Annotated in this window: 17 protein-coding genes; 8 read left to right on the top strand and 9 right to left on the bottom strand. The window is 68.4% G+C overall.

Annotated elements, in window-relative coordinates; translation table 11 throughout:
• The first annotated feature begins 50 nt into the window (after nt 1-50).
• Together ACLJPX_RS31425 and ACLJPX_RS31420 are read left to right on the top strand one after the other, a co-directional pair.
• On the top strand, nt 51-629 hold the full coding sequence (locus ACLJPX_RS31425) for a DUF2625 family protein (RefSeq protein WP_410604105.1): 579 nt from the start codon (nt 51-53) through the stop codon (nt 627-629).
• Between the two features lie 133 nt (nt 630-762).
• Nucleotides 763-2,019: a DUF222 domain-containing protein gene (locus tag ACLJPX_RS31420; protein ID WP_410604104.1), complete on the top strand. Its 1,257-nt coding sequence runs from the start codon at nt 763-765 to the stop codon at nt 2,017-2,019.
• A 393-nt stretch (nt 2,020-2,412) separates the two neighbouring features.
• On the opposite strand, the gene pip is transcribed toward ACLJPX_RS31420, so the two are convergent.
• The gene (gene pip, locus ACLJPX_RS31415; protein ID WP_410604103.1) at nt 2,413-3,357 is read right to left on the bottom strand and encodes a prolyl aminopeptidase; all 945 of its coding nucleotides are present in this window, start codon (nt 3,355-3,357) and stop codon (nt 2,413-2,415) included.
• Nucleotides 3,358-3,491: 134 nt separating this feature from the next.
• Here pip and ACLJPX_RS31410 point away from each other — a divergent pair, with 134 nt between their 5' ends.
• Nucleotides 3,492-4,589 carry a glutamate--cysteine ligase gene (locus tag ACLJPX_RS31410; protein WP_410604102.1) on the top strand — a complete coding sequence of 366 codons (1,098 nt, stop codon included), beginning with the start codon at nt 3,492-3,494 and terminating at the stop codon, nt 4,587-4,589.
• 12 nt (nt 4,590-4,601) lie between these two features.
• Here ACLJPX_RS31410 and ACLJPX_RS31405 read toward each other — a convergent pair whose 3' ends face one another.
• Nucleotides 4,602-5,207, bottom strand: a complete 606-nt coding sequence (locus ACLJPX_RS31405; RefSeq protein WP_101605894.1) for a DNA-binding response regulator — start codon at nt 5,205-5,207, stop codon at nt 4,602-4,604.
• A 479-nt stretch (nt 5,208-5,686) separates the two neighbouring features.
• Between ACLJPX_RS31405 and ACLJPX_RS31400 the strand changes: the two genes are divergently transcribed.
• Entirely contained in the window at nt 5,687-6,385 is a 699-nt protein-coding gene (locus tag ACLJPX_RS31400; protein ID WP_410604101.1) for an AraC family transcriptional regulator, read from the top strand.
• A gap of 61 nt (nt 6,386-6,446) precedes the next feature.
• On the opposite strand, the gene ACLJPX_RS31395 is transcribed toward ACLJPX_RS31400, so the two are convergent.
• On the bottom strand, nt 6,447-7,442 hold the full coding sequence (locus ACLJPX_RS31395; protein ID WP_410604100.1) for a DUF1702 family protein: 996 nt from the start codon (nt 7,440-7,442) through the stop codon (nt 6,447-6,449).
• 446 nt (nt 7,443-7,888) lie between these two features.
• On the opposite strand from ACLJPX_RS31395, the gene ACLJPX_RS31390 reads away from it, so the two are divergent.
• From ACLJPX_RS31390 to ACLJPX_RS31380, 3 genes are all read left to right on the top strand, one after another.
• On the top strand, nt 7,889-8,494 hold the full coding sequence (locus ACLJPX_RS31390; protein ID WP_410604099.1) for a DNA-binding response regulator: 606 nt from the start codon (nt 7,889-7,891) through the stop codon (nt 8,492-8,494).
• Between the two features lie 168 nt (nt 8,495-8,662).
• Entirely contained in the window at nt 8,663-9,481 is an 819-nt protein-coding gene (locus ACLJPX_RS31385) for an AfsR/SARP family transcriptional regulator (RefSeq protein ID WP_410604098.1), read from the top strand.
• 63 nt (nt 9,482-9,544) lie between these two features.
• Nucleotides 9,545-10,231 carry a winged helix-turn-helix transcriptional regulator gene (locus tag ACLJPX_RS31380; protein WP_410604097.1) on the top strand — a complete coding sequence of 229 codons (687 nt, stop codon included), beginning with the start codon at nt 9,545-9,547 and terminating at the stop codon, nt 10,229-10,231.
• Nucleotides 10,232-10,302: 71 nt separating this feature from the next.
• On the opposite strand, the gene ACLJPX_RS31375 is transcribed toward ACLJPX_RS31380, so the two are convergent.
• Nucleotides 10,303-10,923, bottom strand: coding sequence for an L-threonylcarbamoyladenylate synthase (locus tag ACLJPX_RS31375; protein ID WP_101605888.1), 621 nt, complete (start codon nt 10,921-10,923; stop codon nt 10,303-10,305).
• A gap of 286 nt (nt 10,924-11,209) precedes the next feature.
• Here ACLJPX_RS31375 and ACLJPX_RS31370 point away from each other — a divergent pair, with 286 nt between their 5' ends.
• Nucleotides 11,210-13,519 (top strand): sensor histidine kinase, encoded by a 2,310-nt coding sequence (locus ACLJPX_RS31370; protein WP_410604096.1) that lies wholly within the window; start codon nt 11,210-11,212, stop codon nt 13,517-13,519.
• Here the strand turns inward: ACLJPX_RS31370 and ACLJPX_RS31365 are convergent.
• The 5 genes from ACLJPX_RS31365 to ACLJPX_RS31345 form a co-directional block, all read right to left on the bottom strand.
• On the bottom strand, nt 13,516-14,124 hold the full coding sequence (locus ACLJPX_RS31365; protein WP_410604095.1) for a DNA-binding response regulator: 609 nt from the start codon (nt 14,122-14,124) through the stop codon (nt 13,516-13,518). The two genes, ACLJPX_RS31370 and ACLJPX_RS31365, sit on opposite strands and share 4 nt — an antisense overlap.
• Before the next feature lie 240 nt (nt 14,125-14,364).
• Entirely contained in the window at nt 14,365-14,556 is a 192-nt protein-coding gene (locus ACLJPX_RS31360; protein ID WP_101605886.1) for a hypothetical protein, read from the bottom strand.
• A 246-nt stretch (nt 14,557-14,802) separates the two neighbouring features.
• Nucleotides 14,803-15,348 carry a carboxymuconolactone decarboxylase family protein gene (locus tag ACLJPX_RS31355; protein ID WP_410604094.1) on the bottom strand — a complete coding sequence of 182 codons (546 nt, stop codon included), beginning with the start codon at nt 15,346-15,348 and terminating at the stop codon, nt 14,803-14,805.
• Complete coding sequence (locus tag ACLJPX_RS31350) at nt 15,320-15,805, bottom strand: DUF6187 family protein (protein ID WP_410604093.1); 486 nt, start codon at nt 15,803-15,805, stop codon at nt 15,320-15,322. The genes ACLJPX_RS31355 and ACLJPX_RS31350 overlap by 29 nt, the downstream gene beginning before the upstream one ends.
• On the bottom strand, nt 15,789-17,108 hold the full coding sequence (locus ACLJPX_RS31345) for an FAD-dependent oxidoreductase (protein ID WP_410604092.1): 1,320 nt from the start codon (nt 17,106-17,108) through the stop codon (nt 15,789-15,791). The genes ACLJPX_RS31350 and ACLJPX_RS31345 overlap by 17 nt, the downstream gene beginning before the upstream one ends.
• Nucleotides 17,109-17,114: the final 6 nt, after the last annotated feature.

The raw sequence follows: 17,114 nt of genomic DNA, 5'->3' as shown, positions 1-17,114 counted from the left end.
CCGGCCGCGGTGGCGCCATCGAAGGTGCTACCGCGGCCTAGAGTGCCGAGATGACGACCGCCTGGGACGAGTTGTCCGAAACCATCGCCGCCGCGCCCTGCCCGGTCGACGTTCTCCCGCCGGGCCCGCGCGCGGCGGAATGCCTCGACGGGCTGGGCGTCACGACGGCCTCGTGGCTCGGCGCCGTCGTCGACAACTCCGGCGGGCTCTTGGTGGACCACGGCTGGCTGCGCGTCCTCGGCGGCGGGACGGACACGCTTCCCGACATCCTCACCGCCCAATCCTTTGACACCGAACACTTTCTCGTCGCCTACGACGTGCTGGGCGGGAAATTCGCGTGGTCTCCCGCCACCATGCGGTACTTCGCTCCGGACGTCCTGGAGTGGGAAGACCTCGATCTTGGTTACAGCGCCTGGCTGCATGCGATGCTCGGCGGTGCGCTCGAAGGGCTTTACGAGACGCTTCGGTGGCCGGGCTGGCAGGACGAGGTCGCCGCGGCCAGGGCAGATCAGGGCATTCATCTGTTCCCTCCGCCTTGGAGTGCCGAAGGGAAGGACGTTTCGCGAGTGTCGCGGAAGGTCGTTCCGATGGGGGAGCTTCTTTCACCGCATGGGAATCAGGGGTCGTAACAGAACATCGCTCCGACTCAAGACCCACTCACTCCACTCGAAGCCATTAGTCGACTACTTGCGATTCTTCTGGTCGAAGTGTCACATAAACGTGTGATAGCACAGGTGTTCGACTGAGAGTATTGTTGATCCCGTGGCCAGCGACGATGCATCCCGGACGACACCCGCCGAGTGGTGGCGTGTCGATACCGCTGTGCTGCATGCCCGCAAGCAGGAACTTGAAGTTCTGAAGCGGCAATTGGATGCGGAGCAGAACGCGATTCTCGCGGAAATCAATATCCGCGGTGTTCGTGGGTGTTCGGGTCATGCGACGTTGTCGGCGATGATTTTCGAGGACTTCCACGTCACTGCCAAGGAAGCGGATGCTCGTGCTGATCGGGTACTGGCGTTGCATGCGGGCGTGGCGGTGGGTGGTGATCGAGTGCCGCCGCTGGCTCCGTTGACCGCTGACGCTGCCCGTGAGGGTGTGATCGGTGGTTCGCAGATCGATGCGATCATCCGCACCCTGGCGCGTATCCCGTCGTTTGTTCCGGAAGAGGAGGTGCGGGGTGGGGAGAAGATTCTTGTGGATCTGGCTAGGCATGCCGGGCCTCGCACGATCGCCCAAGCTGGACGGAGACTCCTGGACAAGCTCGATCCCGATGGGAAAGAGCCCCGGGACGAGAACCCGAAGGACGCGCGGCCGGAGTTGCGGTTCGTCAAGCACCGCAACGGCACCCTGGGTTTGAAGGGCACTCTGGATCTGGAGACCTACGCACGGTTGAAGTCCGACCTGGACCCGATGGCCAAACCCCACAAGGCCATCGACGGAATCCGCGACTCCCGCACTCAGGACGAACGGTACGGGGATGCCTTCACCGACTATGTGCGGTTGAAGACCACGAGCCGGAACCTTCCCGGGCAAGCAGGCGAGGCCACGCACATCCTCGTCACCATGTCGTATGAGGACCTGATCAGTGACCTCGGTGAGGCTCACCTCGATCTGGTCGGGCCGATCAGCGCCACCGACGCAAGGATCCTCGCCTGTGATGCCCGCGTCCGGCCCGGAGTCCTCGGCACCGCAGGGGAACCCCTCGACATCGGCCGCTCCAAACGAACGGTCTCGCTGGCACAAAAGTACGCGTTGACCATCCGCGATGGTGGCTGCGCCTTTCCAGGCTGTGACATGCCCGTGCCCCGTTGCACGGCTCACCATATTGTTTTCTGGCGGCACCACGGCGAAACCAAAATCGACAACCTCGTCCTGCTCTGCACCAAACACCACCGGCTGATCCACCACAGCGAATGGAAAGTCGCCATCGCACAGGACGGCCTGCCGGAGTTCACCGCACCCGCCTACCTCGACCCCACCGGCCAACCCCAACGCAACACCATGCACCTCAGGACATAGGCCGAACCCACGGTATTCGCCACCTACACCGCCACGAGCTCACCCATCGATGAGCTCGGTAGCTCCGGCTACCGTGATGGCGGGAGGCTTCAACCAATGGTTGTTCACCGCGGCCTCGATCGGTGCGCGTGATCGTGTCCTCGACATTGGTTGCGGGACCGGGCAGACCACCCTGCTCGCGAGCGACGGCCTCGCTGCGCCCCTTCCGCGACAGTTATCGTCGGCACAGCACGGCGTTGGCTCCCTCAACGAAGCTGGCTTCGCCGAGATAAGGCGCTGTCTCGGTCGAGGTACCCCTTTGCTCGGCCAAGCCGCCGCCGACGCCACGGACTTCCTCTTCGCCACCGGCCCTGTCCGGTGCAATTTCGGTTGGCCACGGCGTCCAGGAGTCACTCACGACACGCGTGAGCAGAAGCGGTCCAGCGCCTCCATCTTCCAGGCTCGTTTCACCTCACTCGACCGGTGCCCCGAATCGTCGTCGATCAGCAACTCAGCGCCGGGCCAGGCGCGGGCGAGTTCCCAGGCGGTGTCCACCGGGCAGCTCAGGTCACGGCGCCCGTGGATCAGCACGCCAGGGATCTCCCGCAACAGACCGGCGTCGCGGATCAGTGCGCCGGGTTCCAGCCAGGCCGCGTGGGAGTAGTAGTGCGTGACGAGGCGCGCGAACGCGAGCTCCCCTTCGCCGATCGGACCATTGTGGACGGTCGCGCCGGGCTCCAGGGACAGCACGGTGTCCTCCCAGGTGCACCATGAACGGGCGGCCTCGGTCCGCACTGCCGGATCGGGATCCCCCATGAGCCGTGCGTAGGCGGCGACCAGATCGCCGGAGAGATCACCGCGGAAGCGGGACCACTCTTCGGGGAAGAACCGGCCGACGCCGCGATACAACCAGTCGATCTCGGCGGGACGTGTCGTGCTGATGGCACTGACGATGATCTCCGTGACCCGCTCCGGAAAACGTTCGGCGTAGGCGAGCGCGAGCGTCGTGCCCCACGAGCCACCGGTGACGAGCCAGCGTTCGACGCCCAGGTGTTCCCGCAACCGTTCCATGTCGGCGACCAGGTGGTCCGTCGTGTTGTACCGCAGGTCGGTCGCCGGGTCGCTCGTGTGCGGGGTGCTGCGGCCGCAACCGCGCTGGTCGAACAGCACCGCGCGGTAGCGGGCCGGGTCGAACATCCGCCGCATCCCCGGCGTGCACCCCTGCCCGGGTCCGCCGTGGAGCACGACCGCCGGCTTTCCGGCCGGGTTCCCGCAGGTCTCCCAGTAGACGGCGTGGCCGTCACCTACATCGAGCAGTCCTTTGTCATAGGGCTCGGCGGGTGGATACAACTCGATCATGAAATCAGCCTAGACCGTCCGTGAGGCACGAATCACCTTCGCCGCAACGAAGTTCAGCACACCGGCCCTTTCCTCGCCGCGCCGGAAGGGGGAGATTCATTGGTGTCGGCGAAAATCACCAGAGACGGAGCGTCATGGCGGTTGACGGCACGAACTTCACCCTTGGCGTGGAAGAAGAATTCGTCCTGCTCGACCCGCTGGACGGTTCGGTCGCGTTGCGCGCACCGGATCTTCTCGAGCACCTCGCCCCCGAGCCGGACGTCACCGGCGAGCTGATGCGGTTCCAGATCGAGACCGCGACAGGCATCTGTCGCAGCCTGGACGAGGTGCGCGCCGAACTGAGCCGGCTGCGGCAGATCGTCGCGAAGGCGGCGGAGGCGGACGGCTGTCTGATGGTGGCGGCGGGGATTCCGCCCTGTGGCCTGCGGGAAGACGCGATCATGCCCGAACCCCGCTACCGGCGGATGGCCGAGGCGTTCCCCGAACTGATCGACGACGCGGGAACGTGCGCATGCCACGTGCACGTCGGCTTGCCGTCGCGGGATCTCGGCGCGCGGGTCCTCGCCGGACTGCGGCCGTGGCTCGCCCCGTTGCTGGCGCTCAGTGTCAACTCGCCGGTCGAGAACGGCATCGATTCGGGCTGGTCGAGCAGGCGCTTCCCGCTCTGGGACCGGTGGCCGACGGCGAGACCGCCCGAAGAATGGCCCGGTGCGGCCGCGTACGACCAGAGCATCGGGGACGCCCTGACGCGCGGCGCCGCGCTCGATCTGGCGGGCGTGTACTTCTACGCCCGGCTTTCCCCCAGTTACCCCACGGTCGAGGTGCGGATCGCCGACGTCTGCCTGGCCGTCGACGACGCCGCGCTCCTCGCGGCGCTGGTGCGGGGACTGGTCGTGACCTGCGCCGGGACGACCGAGGTTCCGCGAGCCCGCGGCGCCCGCATCGGCTCGGCGCTGACGGCCGCCGCGCGCCGTGGCCTCGATGGGCCGGGCATCGACGTCTTCACCGGCAGGGAGGCCGATCAGCGCGACCTTCTCGGCGAGCTCGTCGACTTCGTCCGGCCGGCGCTCAAGGCCGCCGGCGACCTCGACGACGTCGAACAGGGGCTGGATTCGCTGTTCGAGCACGGGACCGGCGCGGCCCGGCAACGCCGGTTGCTCGCGGAGGCGGCATCCCCGGGCGAGTTCGCCGCGGATCTGGCCCTCGCCACGATGAGCGTCCCGACCCGGTGAACCGGGCGGGCGTCACAGCCAGCCGGACTCCCGCGCGATCCGCACCGCGTCGACCCGGTTGCGGGCGCTGAGCTTCGACACGATCGTCGTCAGGTAGTTCCGCACGGTCCCGGCGGACAGGAACAGCTCGGCCGCGATCTCGGTCGGCTCGGAGCCGACCGACGCCATCCGGAGCACCTCGATCTCCCGCGCGGTGAGCGGGCACTCCTCGCTGTCCCACGCGGCGAGCGCCAGATCGCCGTCGACGACACGCCGTCCGGCGGCGACCCCGCGGACCGCGTTGGCCAGCCTGTCGGCGGGCGCGTCCTTGCGCAGGAAGCCGTTGACCTTCGCGGCCAGCGCCCGCCGGAGGGTGCCGGGGCTGCCGAGCGAGGTGAGGATCAGCGTGCGCACCCCGGGCAGTTGTTCGTGCAGTTCGGCGGCCGCGGTGAGCCCGTCCTTGCCCGGCAGGTCGATGTCGATGAGCGCGATGTCGGGGCGCGAGGACTTGGCGAGCGGGAGGATCTCGTCACCGCTGGCGCATTCGGCGACGACCTCGATGTCGGCTTCCAGTCCGAGCAGCGCGACCAGGGCCCCACGGACAATGTGCATGTCCTCCGCGACCAGGACCTTGATCATCGACCCCAACTGCCTTTCGCCTGCGCCTCGCCCCACGAGCCGACAACACTATCCTCACACACCCGTCCCGCGAAATGGAAACCGACCCTTGACCGCCGCGGGGGGACGCGGTCAAGGGCCGGTTCTGTGTTGCCGCGGGAATAGGTTCTTCGGACCGCGCCAACACGGCCGGGGTGGTTCCGGCGTGAATGCGCTACCAGGAATTTTGCGACCATCGGCCGCGGAGATCCAGTGTGGGCACCATCGGCGACATGTGGTTTTCGCATGCCCGGCCCGTGATCCCCGGCTGCCCGCGGTCACCGTGAAATTTTCACGTCGCCGCACACATGAATCCATATCCGGCGGTGAATCAAGCACTTCAGGAGAAGTGGCGGCGAACACTAGTGTCGAAACAGCAAAGCACGCCAGAATTTCTCGAGCGAAAGGACGGTACAATGGATGAGACTGTCCGGCGAGCCGTGGAGCGAGCCATTGGGGCCATGAACGAGAAACTGGGCGAAGAGCTCACTATCGACGACATCGCCCGCGCCGCCACCTTCAGCAAATTCCATTTCACCAGGGTGTTCCAGCAGGCCACCGGCGTCTCGCCCGGCCGGTTCCTGTCCGCGCTGCGGCTCGACGAAGCCAAGCGCCTGCTGCTGACGACCTCGATCACGGTCGCCGACATCAGCCACCGAGTGGGCTACAACAGCGTCGGCACCTTCAGCACGCGGTTCAGCAGCCGCGTGGGCCTCTCCCCCTCCGCGTACCGCCAGCAGCGCGGTTTCCAGCACCGTCTGGCAGGCGCCCCCCTTCCCGGCGCGAAGCAGGCGACCGTCCGCGGTTTCGTTTCGGCGCCGCCGGAGATCTCGCCCGGCCTCGTCTTCGCCGGCCTCTTCCCGACGCGCATCCCCGAGGGCGCTCCCGTGTGCTACACGGTCATCGACGTCCCCGGCCCCTACCAGCTGACCGACGTCCCGGAAGGCACCTGGCACCTCGTCGCGCACTGCGTGACCGGGCCGCTCACCCGCCGGGGCACCGGGTACACCGGCTATCACGGCCCGATCACCGTCGAACCGGGCGTCACCGCGCGGCTGGCTGACCTGCGGGTGCGCCCCAAGCGCCTGTTCGACCCGCCGGTCCTGCTCGCGCTGCCCGATCTGCGGTACCGGCCCGCACCGTTCAAGCACGCGGCCTGACCCGGTCGCCGGAAAGGGGCCTTCGAGACGCGATCCGTCTCGAAGGCCCCTTTCTCGCTGTCTACGCGGACAGGCGGCCCGCCGACGGGGCGAAACCGTCGCGGATGTTCCGCCGCCAGAGTTCGTAAGCGGGTGTCCCGTCCGAGGCGTTCTCGACGACCTCGGTCGAGTCGGCCAGGTCGACGGCCTCTTCGATGCTCAGCCCGGCGAGCGCCCGCGCGGCGCGGCGCGTGTGCGGCGGGACGAACGAGGAGAACGTCCTCGCCTTCACCGCGAACACGACGCCGAGGCCGAGGTGGTCCTGGTGCTCCCCCGCCGCCTCGCGCAGCCTGATCAGCCCCGGCTGATCGCAGCCGCCCGCGAAGGTCGCCGCCAGCCCGACCCCGCTCCACAGGTCCGGACGGCGGTCGGCCGGGAACCGGCCGACCGCCGCGGCGACCTTGACCGGGTCGGCGCCGTTGATGAACCACAGCGCCCGCCCGATGCCCTGGTCGCAGGCGCGCGGGAAGTACGCGGGCGCGCCCGCCCACGGGTACGGCTTGGGGACGAACTGCTCGTCGACCCACTTGCGGGTGTCGAAGTAGGCGCGGTCGAAGGCGTAGCCGTCGACGGCCAGCCAGCTCATCGTCGGGTGGAACGGGACGCCGTCGAGATCCGGCAGCACCTTCTTCCACAGTGGCCGGGGCAGCCGGGCCATCGCGAAACCGATGCCGATGTAGGTCAAGAACACATGCGGGAGACCGGGGCCGCTCATCAGCTCGGCCGTGCGGTCCTTCCGCCCGCCGGGCATGACGTCGAGGATGGTGAACGCCATCGCCGCGCCCTCGTAGGCGAACCCTCGCATCTCCGGCTCGACCATGTCCAGCCGCCGCTCGGCCTCCCACAGCGCCGGAGCTTCGATCCCCCACTCGAACCCGCACACCACCGCCTGCGGGATCGACTCCAGCCGGGCGGTCGCCGGCGTCGGCGGGATCCCGAAGCCTCGTCCCTCGAAGCCGACCGAAGCCAGCGAGGGTGCGAACAAGACCTTGCGTAGGGCACCCAGCAATGAGCTCATGATACGTCCTTTGTGGATAGTGTCGGCTTCGCGCGCGAACTCGGCTCTTGCCGAGGAGACCACGCCCCGATCGCCGCCCGCTCGACGGCCGGTCGAGGGGTCGCACGAGGTGACGGCCGATACCGCCGAACAGTCCAGCCGCCGTCATTGACAATGGTTAATTCACCCGTTCGCCGAGCGAATTCACCGGTTTGGAACGTACTCAGCGGGTAATGCAAGGCACCTTTGACGGCATTTTGCCGCTTATTATCCTGACACTCGGTAATCGATCGGTAGCGTTTTCAGTATCTGCGAACCTTTGACATCGTCGCAGCTCACCAAGGCCCTGATCACTTCAAGAGGCGCCCGGAAGCCGCTCGAACTCAAATCGTGCGATTTAGATTCACTCTTCCGGGGTTGCTATGTACACTGAGAGTTATCACCTTTGGGGGATAGAGGAGGTCGGAGTGATCCGAGTCCTGTTGGCCGAGGATATGCACATGGTCCGCGGCGCCTTGGTCGCATTACTGAACCTCGAACAGGACATCGAGGTCGTCGCGGAGGTCTGCTCCGGCGACAAGATCCTCCCGGCGGCCGCGGAGTACCTCCCGGACGTCGCGATCATCGACATCGACCTGCCCGCCAAGGACGGACTCGCCGCCGCTTCCGAGCTCTACCAGCAACTGCCCAGCGTCCGCACGCTGATCCTCACCTCGCTCGGCCGTCCGGGCACCGTACGCCGCGCGCTCGACGCGAAGGTCAACGGCTTCCTGCTCAAGGACGCGCCCGCCGACAAGCTCGCCAACGCCGTCCGCTCGGTCGCCATCGGCCGCCGCGTCATCGACAGCGAACTCGCGTTGTCGGCCTGGGAAACGGAAGATTGCCCGCTGACGCCGCGCGAGGTCGAGATCCTCCGGCTGGCCGCGAACGGGCGCACGGTCGCCGACATCGCGGCGGAACTGTTCCTGTCACCGGGAACCGTGCGGAACTATCTCGCCACGGTGGTCACGAAACTCAACGCCCGCAACCGGGTCGACGCCATCCGGATCGCCACCGATTCCGACTGGCTCTGACCCGCTCGCGCGTCTTCTGTTCTGCCATAACCGGTTCCGCGCTCCAGGTCGTGACGATCGCATATAGGGCAACGAAGAAATCTAGGTCCGCTGGGTGTCTCCGGCACTGTTCCGCGGGTTCCGCCTCTGTCACTGTCGCAGAGGGGGAGTCCGCCGGAGGGGCAGGGGATGCACGCGATGACCATCGAACCGGGAGACACGGCCGCCGGGCACCGGGTTCCGGACGCGGTGCGCGCGCGACTCCTCGGCCCGGTCGAACTGCACGCCGGCGGGGCCGATCGAGCGCCGACCACGCCGAAGCTCCTGCAACTGCTGGCGATGCTGCTCATCCGTCCCGGCAAGACGGTCCGCGTCGACTCGCTGGTCCACGAGCTCTGGAACGACGCGCCCCCGCGCAGCGTCCGCCGGACTCTGCACACCTACGTTCACCACCTCCGCCGTCACCTCGACCCCGACGGTGACCGCGGGGAAGGTCTGCTGGTCACCAGCGCGCCCGGCTACCGGCTGGAGATCGATCCGGCCGTGGTCGACGTGTCCGAGTTCGCCCGGCTGCACCGCCTCGGCCGCGACCTGCTGACCGGAGGCGACCACGCGGCGGCCGCCCACGCGTTCCGTACCGCGCTGGACCTGTGGTCCGGTCCCCCGCTGGCCAACATCCACTGTGGACCGACACTGGCGGCCTACACCGTCTATCTGCTGGAGCACCGCCGCAACGCCCGTGACCTGTGGATCGAAGCCGAGATCCTCGCCGGTCAGCACCGGGAGATGCTCGGCGTGCTGCGGTCGCTGACCACCGCGGACCCGCTCGACGAGACCCTCCACGGCCAGCTGATCCGCGCGCTGGGGCTGAGCGGCCGCCGCAGCGACGCGCTGGCGGCCTACCAGCGGCTGCGGACGCGGCTCGACGAGGAACTGGGGGTGGAACCCTGCGCCGAACTGCGAGAGCTGCACCGCGAACTGCTCTCCGAGCGACACCCGATCCGCTGATCGCCGTCCCGGCGAACCAGAACCACCCCGTCACCAGAGATCCAGGAAGTTGAGGAGTCAAGCATGACCGCTCGCACCTACGGCCAGTTCTGCGGCCTCGCCCGCGCGCTCGAGATCATCGGGGAACGATGGTCCATGCTCGTGATCCGCGACCTCGTGCTCGGCCCGAAGCGCTACGACGAGCTTCAGCAGGGCCTGCCGAAGATCCCGACGAGCATCCTTTCGACCCGGCTCAACGAACTCGAACGGCACGGCGTCGTCCAGCGCCGGGTGCTCTCGCAGCTCGACGCCGGGGTGGTCTACGAGCTGACCGAATACGGCAACGACCTCGACCAGATCCTGCTGCAGCTGGGCCTGTGGGGCGCCCGTTCGCTCACCGACCCGGCGGCGGACGACCTGTTCACCCTGGACGCGGCCATCCTGTCGCTGTACACGACGTTCCAGCCGGACGCGGCCCGCGGCGTCCAGTGCTCGTTCGAACTGCATTACGGCGACCAGATGATCGTCCACGCGGTGGTCGAGGACGGCGCGATGACGGCGGGCGAGGGCCCGCATCCGGACCCGGACATCGTCATCGAGCCGCGCGGCCCGGTCATGCTCAAGCTGCTGAACGGCGAGCTGGCCGCGGCGAACGCGCTCACCTGCGGCGCGGTGGCCGTCAAGGGCGACCCGGCGCGGCTGGAGCTCTTCACGCGGCTGTTCCACATCCCCTCGGCCCCCTCGAAGGCCGAAGGGCTCGTCACGCACTGAAGACGGTCTCGCGATTCGGCATCTGCTTGCTTTCCTCGTGTGCGACCAGCAGGAGCAGGTGCCGAATCGCGTCATTCGAAGCGGGTGGTGTCGCCGGCGCCACGCCGGACGATCTCCGGCTCACCCGACGAGAAATCGATGACCGTGGTGGGCTCGACCCCGCACTCGCCGGAGTCGATCACCGCGTCCACCACGTGCTCGAGCCGCTCCTTGATGTCCCAGCCCTGGGTCATCGGCTCCTCCTGGTCCGGCAGCAGCAGCGTGCTCGACAGCAGCGGTTCACCGAGCTCGCCCAGCAGCGCCTGCGTGACCACGTGGTCCGGGATGCGCACGCCCACCGTCTTCTTCTTGGCGTGCAGCAGACGGCGCGGAACCTCCTTCGTGGCCGGGAGGATGAACGTGTAACTGCCCGGAGTGGACGCTTTGACCGCGCGGAAGACCGCGTTGTCCACGTGCACGAACTGGCCCAGCTGGGCGAAATCCTGGCAGACCAGGGTGAAATGGTGGCGGTCGTCCAGCTTGCGGATGCTCCGGATGCGGTCGATGCCCTGTTTGTTCCCCAGCTGGCAGCCGAGGGCGAAGCAGGAGTCCGTCGGGTACGCGATGAGACCGTCTTCGCGCAGGATGTCGACGACCTGTCCGATCGCGCGCCGTTGCGGATTTTCCGGATGTACGTCGAAATACCTGGCCATGCGCAGAGCTTAGGGCCACCCGCGCCACCGCGCCGCGAGAGCCCGCCCCGGCGTGGTGCGAACGACCGACACCCGCGAGGGTGAGCGGCGGGGTTTTCCTGTCTCCGGCCGGGAAAACGTCACCTGCCGGGCAGGTATCCCTTATCCTCGAAGACCAATGCGGGTAACACGCATGGGATAGGATCCGAATATACCGCAATGGAGGGTGGTGCGACGCCCGGACCCGACCGTCGCGAGGGCGAAGCACAACCGAAAAGAGACTTCTTCTGTTACCACTGGGGTGCCTGTGCCGGACCAGCTCGCGGTGACCGCCGAACCAGCGGGGATCGACCGGCGGCCCCGGCGGGCGCTGTTCCTCGCCGGGCTGATCATCACGGTCGTCTTCGTCAACTCGTGCCTCTTCGGTCTCCTCGCGGTCCTGCTCCAGCCCGGGGTGGACTTCTGGCAGGGCGTGCTGGCGGTGCTGTACGTCGGGCCCGTACTGGCGATCCAGCTGCTGTACTTCTCCCGTCCGGCGGTCCGGCTGGACACCCGGCTGGCCAAGGGCGTCCTGGTCGTCCAGGCCTGCCTCGCCTACCTGCCGACCCTGCACTTCGACGCCGCGTTGACCTCGCTGACCACCCTCGCGGCGGGCAGCGCGCTGCTGCTCTTCCGGCCGCGGACGGGCTGGACGGTGTTCACCGTCTTCATGGCGGCCACGACGTGGATCCTGTGGGCCTACGACGACACCTGGCTCGGGGCGCTGTTCGACAGCATCACCGCGATCTTCTACGCGCTGGTCGTTTACCTGCTGACCTGGCTCGCGCGGCTGGTGACCGAACTGCACCAGGCCAGGACCGAACTGGCCCGGCGTGCGGTGGCCGAGCAGCGGCTGGCCTTCGCGAGGGACCTGCACGACCTGCTCGGGCTCAGCCTTTCCGCGATCGCGCTCAAGGGCGAACTGGTGCACCGGCTGCTGCGCAAGTCGCTGGACCGGGCACGCGAAGAACTCGCCGAGATCACCGGGATCGCCCAGCGGACGCTGTCCGACGTGCGGTCGGTGGCCAGGGGCTACCGGGAGCTTTCGCTCGACAAGGAATCACGGACCGCGGTCTCGCTGCTCTCGGCGTCGAACGTCGCGGTGCGGGTCGACCTCGAACAGGTCGAGCTGCCGGTGAAGCTGCGCACCCTGCTGGCGAAGGTGCTGCGGGAGGGTGTCACGAACGTGCTCCGCTACACCGGCGTCGAGCACTGCGAGATCACCGTGCGCGCGCACGAAGGCCGGGTCGCGCTGGAGATCGTCCACGACGGAACGGCGCACGAGGACGTCCCGGAGGAAACGGCCGAGAGCCTGCGTGAGGTCACCGCGGAGGTCTCCAGGCACGGCGGCACGCTGAGCGCCGGCCCCGAAGCGGCGGGCAAGTGGCGGCTGCACGCCGAACTCCCGGTACCCGACCAGGTCGAACCCGCCGACACGGCGCTGGAGCAGGGGCCGGGCCACTGGTCCGTGATCGACGCCAGGAACGTCCAGTGGACGCTGACGGTGGTCTTCATCCTCTTCGGTCTCTCCGCGATGACACGGGCCTTCATGCTGACCGACGACGGCTGGTACATCGCGCTCATCGCCGGTTACCTCACCGCGCTGATCACGCTGCAACTGTCCTATTTCGCCCGCCCGAACGTCCGGTTGCGCTCGCGGCAGAGTCTCGCGCTGCTGGTCGTCCAGGCCTGCCTGATCTTCCTGCCGCTGATCCCACTCGGGCACGCCTGGGTGAGCCTGCCCAGCCTGTTCGCGGGCACCGCCTTGCTGGTGCTGCCGCCGCTGGCGGGGTGGACGGCGTTCGCCGCGACCGCCGTCGGCGTGGTGCTGATCCGGATCGGGTACGGCACCGACTTCATCGGCGGCTTCTACAGCTTCGCGTCCATCCTGAACACCGGGCTGATGGTGTTCGGCCTCATCTGGCTGCTCCGGCTGGTGACCGAACTCGGCGAGACCAGGAAACGCCTCGCCGAGGTCGCGGTCGCGGAGGAGCGGCTGCGGTTCGCCCGCGATCTGCACGACCTGCTCGGCATGAGCCTGTCCGCGATCGCGCTGAAGAGCGAGCTGACCAGCCGGATCATGGACATCGACACGAAGAGGGCCTCCGACGAGCTGCTGGAGATCCTCGGGCTGACCCGGCAGGCGCTGGGCGACGTCCGGTCGGTCGCGAGCGGCTACCGGGAACTGTCGCTGGATCAGGAGTCCCGGTCGGCGCAGGCGGTGCTGGTGGCCGCCGACGTCCAGGTGCGGCTGGAGATCGAGCACGAGGACCTGCCGGCGACGGTGCGCACGGTGCTGGCCGTGGTGCTGCGTGAGGGCGTGACGAATGTGTTGCGGCACAGCAGGGTCGAACGCTGCGAGATCGCCGTGCGGCGGATCGGCAACGGTGTCGCGCTGGACATCGTCAACGACGGCGTCGAAAACGGGCGGCCGCGGGCGGAGAAACCGGTGAGGGTCGAGGCGCCGGGCAGTGGCATCACGAACATGTCCGACCGTGTCGCCGGGCTCGGCGGCGAACTGACCGCCGGTGTCGAACCCGACGGGCGGTTCCGGCTGCGCGCCGTGGTCCCGGTCTAGATCCAGCCCGCTTCTTTGGCGATGCGGATCGCGTCGACCCGGTTGCGCGCGTTGAGCTTCGAAACGATGGTGGTCAGGTAGTTCCGGACGGTTCCGGTGGAGAGAAAGGCCTTCGCCGCGACCTCCAGGGTGTCGCGGCCTTCCGCGGTCAGCCGCAGGACGTCGATCTGGCGCGGGGTCAGCGGGCAGTCCGCGGTGTCCCAGGCGGCGAGCGCCAGATCGCCGTCGACCATCCGCCGTCCGGCCGCCACGCCGCGGACGGCGTTGGCGAGTTTCTCCGCCGGGGCGTCCTTCAGCATGAAGCCGTTCACTTTGGCCGCCAAGGCCCGGCGGAGCGTGCCCGGCCTGCCGAGGCTGGTCAAGATGAGCGTCCTGACCTCGGGAAGCTGCTCGTGCAGTTCGGTCGCCGCGGTGAGTCCGTCCTTGCCCGGCAGATCGATGTCGATGATGGCGACCTGGGCGCGCGAAGTCCGCGCGGCGGGGAGGATCTCGTCGCCGGACGCCACTTCCGACACCACTTCGATGTCCGGCTCCAACCGCAGCAACGCCACGAGCGCACCTCTGACGATGTGCATGTCTTCGGCCACCAGAACCCTGATCACCATCGCACCGCCCCCCATGCACCGCCCCCGTGCCCACAAGATAAACACGCCCGGGCGGAACGCGTTCCACCGTTCGAGTGGTGAGTCCGGTGGGGCCGCCGCGGGTGGCCCGCCGGCAAAAGCGTTATGAGGCTACAAATCCGATAGTCGGTCGGTGACTTTCCGCCGTCACCGCCGGGAATCCGGCACACGAACCGGCCGCCCCTCGCGTCCGGATGCGAGAGGCGGCCGTCGAAAATGCACTCAACTCGCCTCGGCCATGGGCGGAGCCGTACAACAGGCGCCGGTGAAACAGTCGAAAACCTGACCACCCGGCCGGTTGGTCCAGTTGTCGAACCGGTCGATCACCAGGTCGACCTGATCGCCGGCGGCGCCGGTGTCGATTCCCCTGACGGCGAAGAGCGAACGGACGTTGTCGAGCACAGCGTTCTGCATCGCATGTCTCCCAGGCGTTTCAGTGGTTTCCTTCGATGAGGAAATCCTGCTGCCAGGGGTGGGTGCGCAACCAGTGCCAGGCATCATCGCACGGATGTGCTTTTCGCCTACGCCGGAAGGTTCTCCTCGACTGCTCCACTTCGGCGATCGCGACTACCGGATGGAGCAAGCGAGGTGGTTCCGGGCGCGGAGCGCGACAGTCCGGTCACCATCGGAGACAGTGTCCGGAGTGGACGGCCGGCGGCGTCAGGATTCGAGCAGCCGCGCCAGACCGGCGTAGCCGCCCTCCTTGAGCCGTACGCCCGAGGTCTTCGCGTACCCGGCGTCCGCCCGGATCCCGAGTCCCTCGACCATCCGGTTCATGAAGTTGAACAGGGCGCACACGAGTACGGCGTCGTGCAGCGCCGCCTCGTCCCAGCCCGCCGCGAAGACAGCCTCGGCGTCCTCCTCGGTCACCCGGGACGGCGTCCGCGTCAGCTTGCCCACGTAGGCCAGCACGGGCTTCATCCGGTCGTCCACGGGTGAGGAGTCCAGATCGGCCAGCGCGGCCGTCAGAAGCCCCTCCGGCACGCCGAAAGCCTCCGCGGTGACGGTGTGGACGCCGTGGCAGTACCGGCAATCGTTGACACCGGAGACGTAGGCCGCGATCAGTTCCCGCTCACCGGGGCCGAACGCCGACGGCGCCCGCATGACGAGTTCGTGGAAGTCCAGCAGCTTCGACGCCGGAGCGGGGAACTTCTGGAAGACCTGCAGCAAGGTGGCGTCAGTCGGCAAAGACCCGAGATAGGACATCGTGCGTGCCACTCCCCTTTTCCGGCGTCCGCCCGTGTTCGGCGAACTCGTCGATGTCGTCGCGGCGCAGCCAGCACGCCGCGAGGCAGGCCACCGACGCCGGTCCGAGCCCGGTCACCGTGGCGGTGACCCGCTTGGTGGTGTGTTCCCATTCTTTGCGCAGGGAACCGGCCGCCGTCATCTCCTGACCGGCTTCGATCAGCGGGCGGACCGCGCGCCAGCGAGCGATACCGGCTTCGATCAGCGCGTCGGTGTCCAGGTCGAGCGCGTCGTGCCGGGCCTGGTCCACGGCGAGGGCGACCAGCGCGGGCTCGTCGGCGATCCGCGCGAGCCCGACACCGGCGAGCAGCCGTCCGGCATCGAGTCCCATCAGGATCACCCCGGCCTCGGTCGCCGGGGCGTCGTCGATCGAGGGCAGGGTGAACCGCGAGTCGTAGGGCTCAGACACGGGCGACATCCTTCGCCGTCGCCCGCAGCGGGGCGTCCCGGCGCAGGTTCTCGGCGACGGCGGCCGCGACCCGCGCGGTGGCGACACGGTGGCCGTCGATGTTGCGGGCGGCCGGGCCCAGCGCCATCCCCGCGGCCGCGCCGACGGCGAAAACGCGGGGCGCGCCGACGTAGGCGAAGGTGCGCTCGTCCAGCCGAGGCCAGCCGCCCTGGTCGAGTACGGCGTCGTCCGGCATCAGGCCGTCGCCGATCGAGGGTGTCGTGCCGAGCGCCAGTACGGCGTGGTCCACGGAGACGCGCGAACCGTCTTCGAGGTGGAGGCCGACCCCCGGCGTCACCTTCGTGATCGCCTTGCCGCGATGCACGACCAGGCGCCCTTCGGCTTCGGCCGCCTCGAGCATCGGCCGGAACTCGAACATGATCGACGCGCGCCGGAAACGGCCCATCAGTTCGAGCCTGTCGGACCAGCTCACGCCGTCGAAGCGGGCACGGCCCTCGGGACGGAAGAACGACGAGTTGACGTCTGCGCATTGGTAGCGCTCGCCTGCTTCGCGGACGACCCAATGCACCTCGCGGCCCTGGGCGAGCCCGTTGGAGATCAGATGGGCGGCGGTGAGGCCCGCGCCGACGACGGCGAGCCGCTTCCCGACGGTGGGAACGGGTTCGTCCCAGTAGCTCACGCCGCGCGGCGGATAGCCCCCGCCCCACCAGGTGTCCGGGGCGGATCGGCGTTCCTCGCCGAGGCACAGGACCGCGTGGCGCGCGGTGACGGAGAACCGGTCGGCGCGCACGGTGACCGCGTCCGACGTCGGCAGCACCTCGCGGACCGAACCGCGCCAGGTCCGTTCGGTGACGTGATGGCTCGCGGCCAGATGACGGCAGTAGGCCTCGAAGACGTCGACGGGGACGACCGAGCGGTGCCCCGCCTGCGCCATGCGGATCTCGCGGCGCTCCACCGGGGTCAGCACCGACCAGTGCAGCCGGGCGAAGTCCAGCAGTTCGCAGTCGCGGTACCCCTCGACGCCGGGGTGGTGCTCGTACGGCGAACGCAGCACGCGCTGGCCTAGGAGGTCGACGCGGTCGAAGAACCGCCCGCAGGGGCGGCCGTCGCGGTCGACGATGACGAGGTCCCGGACGCCGTGGTGCCACAACGCGGAGGCGACCGCGAGCCCGGCGGGGCCGGCGCCGACGATGACCACGTCGGCACCGGACGGCGGTTCGGGGGTGACGGCCGAGCGGTTGGCGGGCAGGACCGGCCACTCCCGTCCGCGCGGCGATTCGAGCAGGTGGGGTTCGGGGACGAAGGTGATCACCGGCGT

It is taken from the genome of Amycolatopsis sp. lyj-90 (genome assembly GCF_046549035.1).
Taxonomy (GTDB): Bacteria; Actinomycetota; Actinomycetes; order Mycobacteriales; family Pseudonocardiaceae; genus Amycolatopsis.
Note: the sequence above shows the minus strand (reverse complement) of the source record. Positions and strands in the feature narration are given on the sequence as shown.

Excerpts from the sequence above, each read along its gene's own strand:
- ACLJPX_RS31425 (WP_410604105.1), top strand. The coding sequence starts at position 51 with ATGACGACCGCCTGGGACGAGTTGTCCGAAACCATCGCCGCCGCGCCC.
- pip (WP_410604103.1), bottom strand. The coding sequence starts at position 3,357 with ATGATCGAGTTGTATCCACCCGCCGAGCCCTATGACAAAGGACTGCTC.
- ACLJPX_RS31410 (WP_410604102.1), top strand. The coding sequence starts at position 3,492 with ATGGCGGTTGACGGCACGAACTTCACCCTTGGCGTGGAAGAAGAATTC.
- ACLJPX_RS31405 (WP_101605894.1), bottom strand. The coding sequence starts at position 5,207 with ATGATCAAGGTCCTGGTCGCGGAGGACATGCACATTGTCCGTGGGGCC.
- ACLJPX_RS31400 (WP_410604101.1), top strand. The coding sequence starts at position 5,687 with ATGAACGAGAAACTGGGCGAAGAGCTCACTATCGACGACATCGCCCGC.
- ACLJPX_RS31395 (WP_410604100.1), bottom strand. The coding sequence starts at position 7,442 with ATGAGCTCATTGCTGGGTGCCCTACGCAAGGTCTTGTTCGCACCCTCG.
- ACLJPX_RS31385 (WP_410604098.1), top strand. The coding sequence starts at position 8,663 with ATGCACGCGATGACCATCGAACCGGGAGACACGGCCGCCGGGCACCGG.
- ACLJPX_RS31380 (WP_410604097.1), top strand. The coding sequence starts at position 9,545 with ATGACCGCTCGCACCTACGGCCAGTTCTGCGGCCTCGCCCGCGCGCTC.
- ACLJPX_RS31375 (WP_101605888.1), bottom strand. The coding sequence starts at position 10,923 with ATGGCCAGGTATTTCGACGTACATCCGGAAAATCCGCAACGGCGCGCG.
- ACLJPX_RS31365 (WP_410604095.1), bottom strand. The coding sequence starts at position 14,124 with ATGGTGATCAGGGTTCTGGTGGCCGAAGACATGCACATCGTCAGAGGT.
- ACLJPX_RS31360 (WP_101605886.1), bottom strand. The coding sequence starts at position 14,556 with ATGCAGAACGCTGTGCTCGACAACGTCCGTTCGCTCTTCGCCGTCAGG.
- ACLJPX_RS31355 (WP_410604094.1), bottom strand. The coding sequence starts at position 15,348 with ATGTCCTATCTCGGGTCTTTGCCGACTGACGCCACCTTGCTGCAGGTC.
- ACLJPX_RS31350 (WP_410604093.1), bottom strand. The coding sequence starts at position 15,805 with ATGTCGCCCGTGTCTGAGCCCTACGACTCGCGGTTCACCCTGCCCTCG.